The organism is uncultured Paraglaciecola sp. (assembly GCF_937123705.1).
GTDB lineage: Bacteria > Pseudomonadota > Gammaproteobacteria > Enterobacterales > Alteromonadaceae > Paraglaciecola.
The window spans coordinates 17,611-32,394 of record NZ_CAKZKO010000181.1 but is presented as its reverse complement, the minus strand read 5'-3'; the positions used below and the strand labels follow the sequence as shown (position 1 = coordinate 32,394).

13 protein-coding genes are annotated in these 14,784 nt (G+C 43.5%); 10 read left to right on the top strand and 3 right to left on the bottom strand.

Annotated features, from left to right (window positions below):
- Window positions 1–92: 92 nt before the first annotated feature.
- The 3 genes from Q0688_RS23115 to Q0688_RS23105 all read left to right on the top strand — a co-directional run bounded on the left by Q0688_RS23115 (window position 93) and on the right by Q0688_RS23105 (window position 3,062).
- Window positions 93–578 (top strand): DUF2165 family protein, encoded by a 486-nt coding sequence (locus Q0688_RS23115; RefSeq protein WP_299082900.1) that lies wholly within the window; start codon window positions 93–95, stop codon window positions 576–578.
- Window positions 579–716: 138 nt separating this feature from the next.
- Window positions 717–1,652: a MoxR family ATPase gene (locus tag Q0688_RS23110; RefSeq protein ID WP_299082898.1), complete on the top strand. Its 936-nt coding sequence runs from the start codon at window positions 717–719 to the stop codon at window positions 1,650–1,652.
- Window positions 1,653–3,062: a VWA domain-containing protein gene (locus tag Q0688_RS23105; RefSeq protein WP_299082896.1), complete on the top strand. Its 1,410-nt coding sequence runs from the start codon at window positions 1,653–1,655 to the stop codon at window positions 3,060–3,062.
- Here the strand turns inward: Q0688_RS23105 and Q0688_RS23100 are convergent.
- Window positions 3,048–4,025 carry a GlxA family transcriptional regulator gene (locus Q0688_RS23100; protein ID WP_299082894.1) on the bottom strand — a complete coding sequence of 326 codons (978 nt, stop codon included), beginning with the start codon at window positions 4,023–4,025 and terminating at the stop codon, window positions 3,048–3,050. The two genes, Q0688_RS23105 and Q0688_RS23100, sit on opposite strands and share 15 nt — an antisense overlap.
- A gap of 141 nt (window positions 4,026–4,166) precedes the next feature.
- Here Q0688_RS23100 and Q0688_RS23095 point away from each other — a divergent pair, with 141 nt between their 5' ends.
- The gene (locus Q0688_RS23095) at window positions 4,167–5,348 is read left to right on the top strand and encodes an acyl-CoA dehydrogenase family protein (RefSeq protein ID WP_299082892.1); all 1,182 of its coding nucleotides are present in this window, start codon (window positions 4,167–4,169) and stop codon (window positions 5,346–5,348) included.
- A 2-nt stretch (window positions 5,349–5,350) separates the two neighbouring features.
- On the top strand, window positions 5,351–6,490 hold the full coding sequence (locus tag Q0688_RS23090) for an acyl-CoA dehydrogenase family protein (RefSeq protein ID WP_299082890.1): 1,140 nt from the start codon (window positions 5,351–5,353) through the stop codon (window positions 6,488–6,490).
- A 72-nt stretch (window positions 6,491–6,562) separates the two neighbouring features.
- Here Q0688_RS23090 and Q0688_RS23085 read toward each other — a convergent pair whose 3' ends face one another.
- Window positions 6,563–7,324 (bottom strand): ABC transporter substrate-binding protein, encoded by a 762-nt coding sequence (locus tag Q0688_RS23085; protein ID WP_299082888.1) that lies wholly within the window; start codon window positions 7,322–7,324, stop codon window positions 6,563–6,565.
- 18 nt (window positions 7,325–7,342) lie between these two features.
- A complete protein-coding gene (locus Q0688_RS23080) occupies window positions 7,343–9,016 on the bottom strand; it encodes a response regulator (protein WP_299082886.1) in 1,674 nt (557 codons plus the stop codon).
- A gap of 220 nt (window positions 9,017–9,236) precedes the next feature.
- On the opposite strand from Q0688_RS23080, the gene Q0688_RS23075 reads away from it, so the two are divergent.
- The 5 genes from Q0688_RS23075 to Q0688_RS23055 are packed head-to-tail and all read left to right on the top strand — an operon-like array spanning window position 9,237 to window position 14,767.
- The gene (locus Q0688_RS23075) at window positions 9,237–10,733 is read left to right on the top strand and encodes a CoA-acylating methylmalonate-semialdehyde dehydrogenase (RefSeq protein ID WP_299082884.1); all 1,497 of its coding nucleotides are present in this window, start codon (window positions 9,237–9,239) and stop codon (window positions 10,731–10,733) included.
- 8 nt (window positions 10,734–10,741) lie between these two features.
- Window positions 10,742–11,899 carry an acyl-CoA dehydrogenase family protein gene (locus Q0688_RS23070; RefSeq protein WP_299082882.1) on the top strand — a complete coding sequence of 386 codons (1,158 nt, stop codon included), beginning with the start codon at window positions 10,742–10,744 and terminating at the stop codon, window positions 11,897–11,899.
- A 37-nt stretch (window positions 11,900–11,936) separates the two neighbouring features.
- Window positions 11,937–13,088: an enoyl-CoA hydratase/isomerase family protein gene (locus Q0688_RS23065; protein ID WP_299082880.1), complete on the top strand. Its 1,152-nt coding sequence runs from the start codon at window positions 11,937–11,939 to the stop codon at window positions 13,086–13,088.
- 9 nt (window positions 13,089–13,097) lie between these two features.
- Window positions 13,098–14,003, top strand: a complete 906-nt coding sequence (mmsB, locus tag Q0688_RS23060; RefSeq protein ID WP_299082878.1) for a 3-hydroxyisobutyrate dehydrogenase — start codon at window positions 13,098–13,100, stop codon at window positions 14,001–14,003.
- Between the two features lie 2 nt (window positions 14,004–14,005).
- Complete coding sequence (locus tag Q0688_RS23055; RefSeq protein WP_299082876.1) at window positions 14,006–14,767, top strand: SDR family oxidoreductase; 762 nt, start codon at window positions 14,006–14,008, stop codon at window positions 14,765–14,767.
- Window positions 14,768–14,784: the final 17 nt, after the last annotated feature.

Below are 14,784 nucleotides of genomic sequence, written 5' to 3'. Positions count from 1 at the left end.
TACACTCATGATGAACAACGAAGATAGGGGCAAAAATAGCGCTACTTACAGGCGTTTCTTATCCCGAGTTCGGGTTATTTAGGGAGAATTTCATGGCAATTCGCTTGTTAAAAGTCATATTGGTTATTTTTGTTGGGTTACAGGGAGCACTTTACGTAGCGGGGAATTTGGCAAATTATGACGCTGCATTAGGGGCGGTGACTTACGTATTAGGCATGGACGGACATACTGTTTATGCCAATCATATCTTTCCTGTTGTAAGTCATTCTTTATTGATAACGATAGCCTTACTTATTATTTTGATGGGGGAGTTTTTAGTGGCCGCACTGTCACTAAAAGGTGCGTGGGATCTGTGGCAAGCACGCCATGGCAGCAGTCAGGATTTTAATGCCGCGAAAAAATTTGCAATCTTAGGGGCAGGAACGGCACTGGTTGTTTGGTTTGGTGGTTTTATCGTATTAGGCGGCGCCCTATTCCAAATGTGGCAAACGGCAGCAGGCGCTGCTTCATTTAACGGCGCGTTTATCTACGCTGCAACCAGCGGTTTGGTATTGTTATTTGTTAACGCACCCGATTAGCGCCTTAACATTATTTATTACGTTTTTTGGTTCTAACCCAGAGTTGTGTGCAATTGGATTTTTTCATTTCGAAAGGATTGCAATTAGTCGTGCCTTAAGCGAATAATGACGGATATTCACTTTAAGCATTAGACAGTTGTGATCATAAAACACCAAGAAAAAATTGCTTCCCCTGAGATTATTCAAAAAGCCTATGAAGACCTAGGCTATATTTGCAGTAACGCCGTGGCTACGGCTATTTATTTGGCTTGCCAATTGCAAAAACCGATTTTGATTGAAGGCCCACCTGGAGTCGGTAAAACCGAACTTGCCAAGGTAACTGCGGCTTATCTTAACGCCCCTTTAATTCGTATGCAGTGTTATGAAGGCTTAGATGAGTCAAAGGCTTTGTACGAATGGAAATACGGTAAACAACTGCTGTATACCCAAGTGTTAAAAGAACAACTTGGCGATGTACTTAAAGGAGCCCGAGGTTTAGATGAATCGGTGGCTCGTTTACATGATTTTGGCGATATATTTTATTCTCAGGAATTTTTAGAGCCTAGACCTTTATTACAAGCCCTACAAAGTGAAGATGGCGCAGTGTTGCTGGTGGATGAAATCGACAAGGCCGATCAAGAGTTTGAGGCCTTTTTACTGGAGCTGTTATCTGACTATCAAGTGTCTATCCCTGAAATTGGCACAGTAAAAGCTAAATCGACGCCCATTGTAATGTTAACCAGTAACAATACTCGAGAGCTGGGCGACGCCCTAAAACGTCGCTGTTTACATTTGTATATTCCATTCCCAGATGCGAAATTAGAAAGCCGTATTTTAGCCACGCAAGTACAAGGCTTGGATGAATTATTGCGAGAACAAATAGTCGCCATGATCGGCAAATTAAGAGATATGCCGCTTAAAAAGTCTCCAGCTGTTAGTGAAACCATTGATTGGGCAAGGGCGTTGTTGTTGTTAAATGTCGAAGAGTTGGATCCGGTTTGGGTGAAAGACACCTTAAATTTATTATTGAAGTTTCAAGATGATATCGAATTGGTCGAGCCAGAAATTAATGCCTTATTGAAGGGCTTAAGTTAGGTGCGTTTTGTTGGTGATTTTATTGGAGCGTTACGAGAAGCCGGTTTACCTATTTCTCCTGCTGAGTCATTAGATGCCCTGAATGCCATTAAATTAACAGGGTTATCACAACGTGAAAGATCCAAAACAGTATTGGCCTTAACTTTAGTCAAACGCCAAGCTGATACAGATACTTATGAAGAGTTGTTTGACTTGTATTTTGGCAATTCTGAAACCCTTAATGAAGAGCAAGAAAATAACTCTGAGTCATCCTCTAATCCCAATGAAATAAGCCAATCACAGTCCGCAGCAGCCAATCAGTCAAATGCCAAAAGCTCAGAAGCCGAGCCTTCACTCAATTCAGAAAATGCGTCAGGCGATGCCAGCTCCACGCTAGGAAAGGCACTAGGTCAAGGTGCCGACATGAGTTTGGATATTGTGCAAGCCGCCAGTGCTGAAAAGTTATCTTCTATAGTATTATTTACCCAAAAAAATTACTTTGCGTACAAAATCATGCAACGCTTAGGTGACGCTGAGCTAAGTGCCGAGATACGTACTGAACCTGCTGATCTCGCACAAAAACACTTAAAAAAGCGATTAACTCAAGCTAGAGCGCAATTACAAGAACAGGTCAAAGATTATGTTGAGCAGCAATATATGATCTTTGCTCGCAACAAAGGTCAAAAATATCGCGTCGAACACCTGCAACAGATAAAATTAGGGCAACTCGAAGCTCGCGACTACAAGTTGATGCAGCGCTTAGTACAGCGCGCTGCCCGCAAGCTGGCCTCACAGCATGGCCGCCGCCGTTTAACCCGTAAACGAGGGCAACTTGATGTGCGCAAAACTATTGCGGCCAATGCTGCTTTTGATGGTGCGCTATTTCATACGCGCTGGAAGGCAACACGTGTTGAACGCCCCAAAGTACTCGCCATTTGTGATGTGAGTGGTTCGGTGAGCCGAGTGGCAAGGTTTTTGTTGTTATTTTTGTATTCGTTGCAAGATGTGTTACCAAAAGTCAGTTCCTTTGTGTTTGCATCACAAATGATTGATGTGTCGGAATTATTCAAACAACAAAGTATGGAAATAGCGTTAGACGAAATAATGCAGCGCTGGGCAGGTATGCCTACAGACTATGGCAAAGCCTTTGAAGGCTTGCAGTCACAAGCTTTGGCGAATATCGATAAACGCACCACAGTTATTTTATTAGGCGATGCGCGCAATAATAACGGCGATGGCCGCGTCGATATTTGGGAAAAAGTCTACCGAAAGAGCAAAAGAGTGTTGTGGTTAAATCCAGAACGACAAAGTTTATGGGATACAGGTGACTCCATCATGTCTGAATATTCACCTTGGTGTGGCAGTGTCGAAACTTGTCGAAACCTAAAAGATATCGAACGGATTTTTAGCCGGGTTTTAAAGTATTCTTGAAGGTCTTAGTCGCGCTCTAAATGCGCGTGGCGTGACGTCAGTCAATGCCTTAAATACTTTCGAAAAAGAACTGATATCTCGATATCCCACACTCATACCAATGGTTTTGATACTGTCCTCGGTATTCCCTAAATAATGCTTAGCCGCTTCTACCCGTAGTCGTTGCAGGTAACGCGACGGTAATTCCCCTGTGGCTTTTTGAAAACGGCGAATGAAAGTGCGTTTACTCATGCCTATTTGATTAGCCAGTTGCTGAAATTCCACACTGTCAGAATAATATTCGTCTAGCCAATCTTGGGCGCGGTGAATGCCTAAATCTCGGTGCTGCCGAAAACCGGCAATATTGATCAGGTTTAAGTCAGAAATTCGGTGACTATCAAAGCGAATATCTCTGCTCAACTCTGTAGCTAAAGAAGCACTACAAAAGGTTGTCAGTAGATGCAAACTTAAATCCATGGAAGCATTTTGGCCGTTAGAGCTGTAAATACCTTGATGTTCAACATTGGCTTGGTTCGCTTGCCATTGCACCTCAGGGTAGCGCTGTTCAAACTCCCGTAAATGCCGCCAATAGGTGGTGGCTCTTCCGCCATTTAATACCCCAGCTTCTGCTGCCCAAAATATTCCGCTGTTGATGCCAGCAATACGTGCGCCTTTGGCGTGTTGTTGTGCCAACCAAGGGGGAATCTGAGGATATTGTTGTTTAACTTGTTCAAAATCTCCCCAGTAATGGGCTAGCATAATCAAATCATATGATTGCTCGCTAATCTCGGCATCTCCAGTAATTGAATGACCGCCGTATAGCTGTACCGGCTTTGCATCGGCACTGACCAAATCGCAATGAAACTGTTGGTCTTGAGCTTGTCTTAGGTTGGCGCTGTGAAATAACTCCAACGAGCCATAAATAGTAGACGCCCAAGCGCCGTTATAAATCAGTAATGCTACTCGCCATTTAGGTTCGGCCACTTTTTGCCCTCAAAATGTTGATTTAGCACTTTTGCCGTATTATGTGGCATTTTAACCTAAATACAATGAAATGGAACAGGCGTACAGTATTGGCCTGCTTAGGATTAGTCTTAAGACGAATAAATAAAGAGGAAACAAAACGTGGATATTACATTTTCGGCTGATGAACTGGCCTTTCGCGACCAAGTTCGTACATTTTTATCAGAGAATTGGACAGAAGAGTTAGCTGCGCGAGTAAACGATGGCGGCGAAGGATATAAAGCCGCGCAAATTGAATGGCAGAATAAATTAAATGCTAAGGGTTGGCTGGCGCCCGGTTGGCCAGTTGAATACGGCGGTACCGATTGGTCGGTAACAGAAAACTTTATCTTTGAAACCGAACGTTCATTAGCTGGTGCACCTGACGTGGTGCCATTTGGGGTAAAAATGGTGGCCCCAGTCATTTATGGTTTTGGCAGTGACGAACAGAAACAAAAATTTTTACCGCGCATTCTTAAAAGTGAAGATTGGTGGTGTCAGGGTTATTCAGAGCCCGGTGCCGGTTCAGACTTAGCGGCATTAAAAACCAAAGCAGAACTAGACGGTGATGATTACATCGTTAACGGTGCAAAAATTTGGACCACTTACGCCCAGTACGCCGATTGGATTTTTTGTTTGGTGCGTACCGATAATTCGGGTAAGCGTCAGGATGGTATTTCGTTCCTATTGATTGATATGAAAACCCCAGGCATTACGGTTAATAAAATCTCTACCATCGACGACCATCACAGTTTGAACGAAGTGGTGTTTGATAATGTGCGCGTGCCAGTAGTAAATCGCATTGGCGAACAAGACAAAGGCTGGACTTATGCCAAAGCATTGCTAGCCCACGAACGTACTTCAATAGCTGCTGTTGCTGATTCTAAAAGGCGCTTACGTGAATTGCGCGACTTGCTTGCTCAAGAAGTTAGCGGAGGTCGCCCACTCAGTGAAGATATTCAGTTCCAAAACCGCTTATCAAACACCGAAATTGAATTGATGGCACTGGAATACACTGAGCTACGAGTATTAGCTTCTACCGCAGATGGTAAAGGCCCGGGCGTTGAATCTTCACTTTTGAAAATCAAAGGCACCGAAATTCAGCAGGCTATTCAGCAAATGTATATGGATTTAGCAGGTTATTACAGCGGTGTTATTCACGGTGAAGAAAACGCAGACACTATAGGTCATGCCTTTGGACACGCCGCTAGAAAAGCATACATGTACGGCCGTGCCGCGACTATCTATGGTGGTTCAAACGAAGTGCAGAAGAACATTACTGCCAAATATGTATTGGGGCTTTAATCATGAATTTTAATTTATCAGAAGAACAAAACATGCTCAAAGACAGCGTAGCGCGCTTTGTGCAAGACCAGTATGACTTTGAAAGTCGCCGCGAAAATGCCGCCAAAGAACTCGGTTTTAATCCAGATAACTGGAATACCTTTGCAGAATTAGGTTGGTTGTCTATCCCCTTTGAAGAAAAACACGGTGGTTTTGGTGGCGGTGCCACTGATGTCATGGCGGTGATGGAAGAAATGGGCAAGGGCCTAGTGGTTGAGCCCTTTATCGCTACTGTTTTAATGTTTGGTGGTTTACTGAATAAAAGTGGTAATGAATCCTTACAAGATGCTTATATCGAAAAAATCATCGATGGTTCTTTGCAAGGGGCCTTTGGTTATCTTGAGCGTCAAAGCCGTTTTGAATTAGCTGATGTAAAAACCCGCGCTGAGCGCGATGGTGATAGCTTTGTACTTAACGGCGAAAAAACCGTGGTCGCTAATGGTGCAGCAGCAAACAAAGTCGTTGTATCGGCCAGAACCTCTGGTGAGCAGTGCGACGAGTCAGGCATTACTTTGTTTTTAATCGATGTAGAGGCCGCTGGTGTTGAGCGCACCACCTACAGATTGATGGACGGACAAGTGGTAGCCAATATCAAACTGACTGATGTCAAAGTGGCAGCTGATCAAGTCTTAGGTGAAGTAGACCAAGGCTATAAGTTGACAGAAGCCGTAGTGGCCGACGTTATTATGGCCTTAGGTGCAGAAGCTGTGGGCATAATGCAAAAACTGACTGCCACGACCATCGAATACAGTAAAACACGTCAACAGTTTGGTGTGGCTATCAGTAGTTTCCAAGCCTTACAACACCGTATGGTAGATATGTTTATGGCCGGCGAACAAGCCAAGTCCATTTTATATCGCGCTGTGTGCGCCGCTGAAAGTGGTGCAGAAGACTTAGCCAAAAACATCGCGGCGCTAAAAGTGATGATAGGTCGTAACGGTAAGTTGATTGGCGATGAGGCCATCCAGCTACACGGCGGCATGGGTTTTACCGACGAACTGGATGTGGGTCATTATGTGAAACGTTTAATGATGATCAATACCACCTTTGGTGATGCCGATTATCAGCAACAAAAGTTTAATCAATTAAGCTATTGTGACTGATTGCAAGGGCTGGCACCGGGTTGAATCTGGTGCCACACTTTAGGTTTTTACGTTGACCAGACTCGGGTTAAGTTAAAATATTTCCGACTCTACGCCATGTGAATTTAAGATGGCTTGTAGCTTCCCTGAGTCTTTCAATTCTTTAATCGCTTTATTCAAAGTAGGTAGCAGTGCGCTATGCTCTTTTCTGAGTCGCATAACTAACTTGCCTTTACTGAGTAGGGCGGCAAAGCCTATTTCGATATTATTGAGTTTTGCCCAGTATTTAGCAGATTCTTTTTCAGCAATAATTGCCTTGAAACGACCTCGCTTTAAACCTAGCATCTGTAAATTTTCGTTAAGGAAGTCGACACGAGTAAATTTGTCATCGTTGACATAAAAGTAGCCACCTATAGTACCAACGTGCTTATTAAACATAGATTCAGGGGTAGGAAATAAATGGGTGTTGGGTTTTAATGTCACTAAGTGCATGGAAATTTCAAAAAATGAGTCGGTTGCAACAAAGCCTTCCCCTGGTTCATTGTCTGGCAGCCATTCAAGACATAGAAAATCAAAATCTAAGATGCCATCCAACAGTGCCTTTTCTGCTCGTTTTTGAGGAAAGTTAACTGTTAAAAATTGAACGCCAGAATGGGCTTCTAGCGCCATAGATAGTTCTTTAAGAACACTCAATGCGCCAGTTCTAGCCGCTTTTCGGAAAGGTACCCAGCCGTCTTTTTGGCCTAAATCAAAATATAGTACAGGGGCGGGTTTGGTATCCTCGGCAAAAGTATAGGTTGCCAACAGGCTTAAATAGATAACTAGGCTCCATGGAGCAAAAATATTCTTTAGCACTGTAAGATTACCATTGCCCTACTGTTGAGTTTCGTCTTCATCTTGGTTTTTATCTTCCTGCTTATTGCTGGCGATAAAATATACATGTTTTTTCTTGGTAATACGTCCAACAATTTCATCTAAACGTTTTTTATTGCCTTCATTGAGTTCACGACTTTGTAATTCACCTAAAAATTCTAGGGTATTAATTTTGTGAAAAGAAAGAAGTTCAGCGTCCACCAAGCCTTGTAGTAAATTAAGGCTAAAGGCTAATTCTCTTGGGAAGAGTAAGTAGGCTTGATAGAAGTCATCAGTGGCACCTACAAAATCTTTATCAGTGTATTTTTGTAATCCGGTTTTATTAAACTCTAAGGCTTGAGGCCTTCTTTCACCAATGGCTTCTTCACCTTTTGCGACTAATATGCCAGAGACTGTTTTTTCATTACCATCCTCAATGTTTTTAAGCTTTTCTTGGCTGAGCTTCAAGAACTTTTTGGCTTTTTCGGTATCACCAGAGCTCCGCCATGCCTGAACTGCATCTGTAATAGTCGAAATTTCAGCATCTTCTAATTCACTCATCCCCGGACGGGCTAAAATCTCATTGGCTTTGTTAATGTTGCCTTCCATAAAAGCCACCATGGCAAACATATAGTCTTTTCTGATGGTCAAGCTAGGATCGGATAATTTTCTACCTGCGGCACCAATCAAGTGTTTTGCGACTTGTAAGTCAGAGGTACGTTCAGGTTTGGTACTCTGCTCCGCTTCAGACATATAACAACGAGCCAAATCCAGAGATATTTCATCGAAGCGTTCGCGAATTGAGCGATTCGATTCACGCTTCTTTTCAAGTAAAGCTATTGCTTCGTTTCCTCTCTCTTGTGCTTGATAAATAGACGCCTTTAATCGGGCCGCAGAGATAGAAAGCTGACCTTCATGGATTTGATGCATATAGTTTTCAGCTTTACTGTATTGGTTGTTATTGACACTAATACGGGCTAGCCATTCACAAGCTTTGTCATTGGTCAGTGCTGATTTTGTTAAATCATGGAGTAGGGTTTCACTTTCTTCTACCTTGTCTTCGAGAAAAAGACTTTGGATTAGGCCCCATTTTGCCCATATTACTTTGTCGGATTGTTCTAAGACGCTACGATAAAGGTCGGCTGCTTCAGAATTACGTCCTACTTTGATTAACAATTTGGCGCGCAGTTTTATCAGCGCACTGCGTTTCTTGGGTTGAGAATCTTCTTCTAATAAATGATCGAGTAATTCTAGTGCCTGTGGATATTTATCTTCATCCATCATTCTGTAAATCGGCATCAAATATTTGTGCAAATTTAGGCTGCTATAAATATTTTTTGCTAAATTTCGGATCGTATAAGGTTTAGTCAGTAATGCTTCTGGATGCATATCAAAGATTTGCCCAATCACCATAGGAACCCTGTCGGATGTTATAAACATTACGCAAGTCGTATGGGTAATTTTTTTCTGCTTTTGCAAGTCTTGAACGACTTCTACACCATTTTTATTTTGTCCAAGATGAAAGTCCATAAGAAGAAGATCTATTCTCAGACTTCTCATGTTGGCTCTTAAATCTCGACCATTGCTGAAGCAACTAATTTGCGAAAAGCCCATATCCAACAGATGGTTACGGATATTGGCTCGCGCCATACCATTGTCTTCTACAACGGCTACACTGACTTTAGCAAGTGACATAGTTTGGAAATTGATTTGCTACTCATAAAGCCAGCATAACAGGCACAAGGGATAAAAATAATCAATTTTTTGAGTCTTTATGTTTTGTGTTGATTAAACAAACAATTTGCACTTGTATAGCTAACAGAACAGTTGCTAAATAACTAAATTGTTTGCTTTACGTTAACGTAAAGGTAAAAATTTGTTAGCCTCCTTCAATCAATACTATTTAGGATTATTTATGCATTCTGTTCCTTCAATGATCAATGGCGAATTAGTCAGTTCGTCTTCCCTGCCAAACATACCAGTGACCAATCCCGCAAATAATGAGGTGATTGCAGAATTGACATGCAATAGCGACGCTGAGCTATCGTTAGCAGTAGCCAGTGCCAAAGCTGCGTTCCAGGAGTGGAGAGAAGTGCCTGCTTCAGAACGAGCGCGAGTGATGATGCGTTATCAGCAATTATTAAAAGAGCATCATGATGAAATCGCTACCCTGTTAAGCAGTGAAACAGGTAAAACCTTTGCCGATGCTAAAGGTGATGTATGGCGCGGCATAGAAGTGGTAGAGCAAGCTATTAATATTCCCTCCATGATGATGGGTGAAACTGCAGAAAATGTCGCGAGAGGGATAGATACTTACAGCTACGTACAACCTTTAGGGGTGTGTTTAGGTATTACGCCTTTTAACTTCCCGGCGATGATCCCCTTGTGGATGTTCCCTATGGCGGTGGCTTGTGGTAACACCTTTATTCTTAAGCCTTCTGAGCAAGATCCTCTGACTCCTATGAAGTTGGCCGAGTTATTTGTGCAAGCAGGAGCACCAAAAGGTGTGTTGAATGTGGTGCATGGTGGAAAAGATCAAGTTAATACTTTACTCACTCACCCAGATATTAATGCGGTGTCTTTTGTAGGCTCGGTGCCAGTAGGGCAGCATATTTACAAAACTGCTACCGACAACATGAAACGGGCTCAATGTTTTGCAGGGGCTAAAAACCACTCGGTGATCATGCCCGATTCTAATCGGCAGCAAGTTGTCAATAATTTAGTGGGGGCTTCGGTAGGTGCCGCAGGTCAGCGCTGTATGGCGATTTCAGTGGCTGTGTTTGTGGGCGAGTCTAAAGAATGGATCCCAGAATTAACCGAGCTATTAAAAGCCGTTAAGCCAGGGTTGTGGAATGACGAATCAGCAGGTTTTGGGCCACTAATTAGCCCTCAAGCAAAACAAAAGGTGTTGTCTTATATTCAGCAAGGAAAAGATGAAGGTGCAAACTGCGTATTAGACGGTTCAGACTTTGTGATGGATCAAGACGGTTATCAAAACGGCAATTGGGTAGGCCCTACCGTTTTTACCGACGTTAACGAAGACATGGTCATATACCGAGAAGAAATTTTTGGCCCAGTATTGTGCTGCATGACTGTGGATACGTTAGAAGAAGCCATCGCCTTAGTGAATCGTAATCCATACGGCAACGGTACCTCTATTTTTACTGCTAGCGGTGCAGCCGCTCGTAAATATCAACATGAAATCGAAGTGGGGCAGGTGGGTATAAACGTGCCAATTCCTGTGCCTTTGCCGTTTTTCTCTTTTACCGGATGGAAAAACTCGTTTTATGGCGATTTACATGCCTATGGCAAACAGGCAGTGCGTTTTTACACTGAAACTAAAACGGTGACTGCCCGTTGGTTTGAAGATGATATTCCTTCTGGTCCGAATATGACTATCTCGTTGAAATAGGAAGTATAATGAATTTTGATTTAACCGAAGATCAACAAGCTTTTGCCGAAACCGCCAAACAGTTTGCCGAGCAAGAGCTGGCACCCCACGCGGCTAAGTGGGATCGAGAGCATATTTTTCCAAAAGAGGTGATTAAAAAAGCCGGAGAGCTTGGCTTTTGTAGTTTATATTCGCCCGAAAGTGAAGGGGGCTTAGGGCTAAGCCGTTTAGACTCTTCGATTATTTTTGAGCAACTGTCGATGGGCTGCACCACCACCACCGCCATGATGACCATTCATAATATGGCTACTTGGATGATAGCGACATGGGGAACCCGAGCGGCTAAAGATCAGTGGTGCCCAAGCTTAGTCACAGGTGAAAAGCTCGCTTCCTATTGCTTAACTGAGCCAGGTTCAGGTTCAGATGCGGCTGCGATGCGTAGCTCAGCTAAAAAGGACGGCAATGATTATCTGCTAAATGGCTCTAAAATGTTTATTTCAGGCGCAGGTGAAACTGATGTATTAGTGGTCATGGCGCGCACCGGTGAAGCTGGTCCAAAAGGCATCTCTGCCTTTGTGGTACCTGCAGATGCAGACGGCATCATTTACGGCAAAGCCGAAGAAAAAATGGGCTGGAACGCTCAACCCACTCGTCTGATCACCTTTGATAATGTACGTTTATCGGCAGATTGTTTATTGGGTGAAGAAGGGCAAGGTTTTACCTTTGCCATGAAAGGCTTAGATGGCGGTCGCATTAATATTGCTACTTGCTCTTTAGGTACCGCGCAAATGGCGCTGGATACCGCCAAGGCCTATATGCAAGAGCGTACCCAATTTGGAAAACCCTTGGCGGCGTTTCAAGCCTTACAATTTAAATTAGCTGATATGGCCACCGAGCTGGTAGCTGCTAGGCAAATGGTGAGATTGGCCGCGTTCAAACTGGATAATCAAGACTCAGAGTGCAGCGCTTATTGTGCTATGGCGAAACGCTTTGCCACAGATGTGGGCTTTGAAGTGTGCAATCAAGCCCTGCAAATACATGGTGGCTATGGCTATATTAAAGAGTATCCATTAGAGCGTTATGTGCGCGATGTGCGGGTACATCAAATTTTGGAAGGGACTAACGAAATCATGCGGATGATTATTGGTAGACGTTTGTTATCAGAAAACGCTAATGACATTCTTTAAGTTTTGTTGTCAGTCTTATCTTTAAAGAAGGAATATTATGTCTGAGGTAGACACAGCGGTTATTTTTAAAGAATTAACCGCTACAGGTGGGTTTAAAATTGCGGTTGCCACCTTAACTAAACCGGCTTCCCTAAATGCGTTAGATTTGCAGATGATTAACTTGTTAACACCGCAACTAGAAGCATGGCAGCAAGATCCTCAAGTGGCGATGGTTTTTTTAGATGGCAGTGGTGACCGCGCATTTTGTGCTGGTGGTGACATTGTCTCTATGTATAGGTCGATGCAGCAGTCGCAACAACAAAATGAAAGCACTGCAAATGTTCTAGCTTTACAAGAGTTTTTTACGCAAGAATATCGATTAGACCATCTTATTCACAGCTTTGAAAAACCCATATTGGTTTGGGGCAACGGTATTATTATGGGCGGTGGTTTAGGGCTAATGAGTGGCGCTAGTCACAGAATAGTGACAGAAACCTCGCGTATTGCCATGCCCGAAATTAGCATAGGTTTATATCCCGATGTGGGCGGTAGTTATTTCTTAAATGCCATGCCACCAGGCTGTGGGTTATTTTTAGGGCTAACGGGCGCTTCCATTAATGCTGCCGACGCTTTATATAGCAATTTGGCAGACTATTATATGCCTCAAGAGGCAAAACAAGGGCTTATGGATAAGTTACTTGGGGCGAATTGGCAAGTGGCAGAATTTGCGCAAACTTTATCTGATATTTGTCTTGAGGTTCAGACTGATTTTCATCTAGCGTTACCTAAGAGTAATCTCAAAAACTATCAGGATAAACTCGGGGCATTGGCGCATCACGTTGATGTTAGTCAGGCCGTCAAATTTATCTTAGCGCTTGATAGCGCAGACGATAAATGGCTCAGTAAAGCCCAAAAAACCTTGCAGGCAGGCTCGCCTATCACCGCGCATCTAGTGTTTGAACAACTGCAAAGAGGTAAAAATATGACCTTAGCAGAATGTTTTCAAATGGAACTAGGCATGTCTTGCCAATGTGGTGAATACGGTGAATTTCAAGAAGGGGTAAGAGCCTTGATGATCGATAAAGATAATCAGCCTAACTGGCGTTTTAAATCTGTAGAGCAAGTGCCATCGGCAGTTGTGGACTATTTTTTTGACACTATTTGGTCACAAGAGGCGCATCCATTGGCGCAGTTAGGCTTAAAAAATTAAGGAATTAGCATGAGCAAACAAGATCCTAATATCGCCTTTATTGGGTTAGGCAATATGGGCGCTCCTATGGCGCACAATTTATTAAAAGCGGGCTATCAAGTGTCAGTGTTTGACCTAGTACAAACCGCTATGGACAAGCTTGAAGCAGCCGGAGCCAGCCAGGCAAGCTCGGCCGCAGAGGCCATTCAAGGTGCTGATGTGGTTATTTCTATGTTGCCTGCAGGAAAACACGTTGAGTCATTGTATACAGGTGATAGTGGCCTGATTAACTTGCTAAAAGCAGGCACCTTAGTGATTGATTCGAGCACCATAGATGCTGCCACATCAAAAGCCGTGGCCAGCCAATTAGCAGAAAACAACATCCACTTTATTGATGCGCCAGTATCCGGTGGAGTAGGCGGCGCAACGGCAGGCACCCTAACTTTTATTGTAGGGGGTGACGCACAGCAATACGCCAGAGCCCTGCCTATTTTGCAGGCTATGGGTAAAAACATTTTCCATGCTGGCGACCACGGTGCCGGCCAAGTGGCAAAAATCTGTAACAATATGCTGTTATCTGTTTTGATGTTAGGCACCTCAGAGGCGCTACAAATGGCTATCGACAACGGTTTAGATCCTAAAGTAATGTCGGATATTATGTTGCAAAGTTCTGGTAGAAATTGGACCTTAGAATTGTATAATCCGTGCCCTGACGTCATGCCAAATGTGCCTTCTTCGAATGATTACCAAGGCGGCTTTATGGTGGACTTGATGAGCAAAGATCTCGGCTTAGCTATGGACACAGGTCTGAAAAGCCAATCTTCAACGCCTATGGGCGCGCTGGCGCAAAACTTATATAAAATCCATGGTATGCAAGGTAATGGGCAACAGGATTTTTCGAGTATTTTTAACTTATTTTCAAAGCAAGAGAAGTAACAATGAATCTACAGGATCAAGTGATAGTAGTGACCGGCGCTGCCCAAGGTTTGGGTAGAGCTATGGCCGAAGAGTTTGCCAAGCAAGGCGCGAATATTGCCTTAGTTGATATGCAAGCAGAAGTGGTTGAAGCGGCTGCCACAGAGATAGAAAAGCTTGGGGTTCGTGCCAAGGGGTATGGTGTTAATGTCACAGACGAACAACAAGTGGAAACCGTGTTTGCAAAAATAGCGGCTGACTTTGGTCAAATCAATGGCTTAATCAATAGCGCTGGTATTATGCGTGATGGCATGTTGTTAAAAGTGAAAGAAGGCCAAGTTGTGGATAAAATGCCGTTGCAACAGTTTCAATCAGTGTTAGATGTGAATGTAACCGGTACCTTTTTATGTAGCCGTGAAGCCGCAGCACAAATGGTCACCACTAAAAGCAAAGGCGTGATAGTGAATATTTCATCGGTATCTCGTGCGGGTAATGCAGGTCAAACTAATTATTCAGCTTCAAAAGCCGCAGTATCAACTATGACCGTATCTTGGGGTAAGGAGTTGGCGCGTTTTGGTATCAGAACGGGTTGTATTGCTCCTGGCTTAGTCGAAACGGCTATGGCGCAACAAATGCGTCCTGAAATGCGAGAAAGATTCATTAAAAGTGTGCCGATGCAGCGCTTGGCTGAGGTGGAAGAACTGGCCCATGCTGCCAAATTTATTTTCGAGAATGATTACTTTACGGGTAGAACCTTAGAACTTGATGGTGGCACTAGGGTTTAATACCAGTGCCCACCTAT

Bases quoted from the DNA above. Each gene is read 5' to 3' on its own strand.
- Q0688_RS23065 (WP_299082880.1), top strand. From the start codon at position 11,937: ATGTCTGAGGTAGACACAGCGGTTATTTTTAAAGAATTAACCGCTACA.
- Q0688_RS23080 (WP_299082886.1), bottom strand. From the start codon at position 9,016: ATGTCACTTGCTAAAGTCAGTGTAGCCGTTGTAGAAGACAATGGTATG.
- Q0688_RS23075 (WP_299082884.1), top strand. From the start codon at position 9,237: ATGCATTCTGTTCCTTCAATGATCAATGGCGAATTAGTCAGTTCGTCT.
- Q0688_RS23115 (WP_299082900.1), top strand. From the start codon at position 93: ATGGCAATTCGCTTGTTAAAAGTCATATTGGTTATTTTTGTTGGGTTA.
- mmsB (WP_299082878.1), top strand. From the start codon at position 13,098: ATGAGCAAACAAGATCCTAATATCGCCTTTATTGGGTTAGGCAATATG.
- Q0688_RS23070 (WP_299082882.1), top strand. From the start codon at position 10,742: ATGAATTTTGATTTAACCGAAGATCAACAAGCTTTTGCCGAAACCGCC.
- Q0688_RS23055 (WP_299082876.1), top strand. From the start codon at position 14,006: ATGAATCTACAGGATCAAGTGATAGTAGTGACCGGCGCTGCCCAAGGT.
- Q0688_RS23090 (WP_299082890.1), top strand. From the start codon at position 5,351: ATGAATTTTAATTTATCAGAAGAACAAAACATGCTCAAAGACAGCGTA.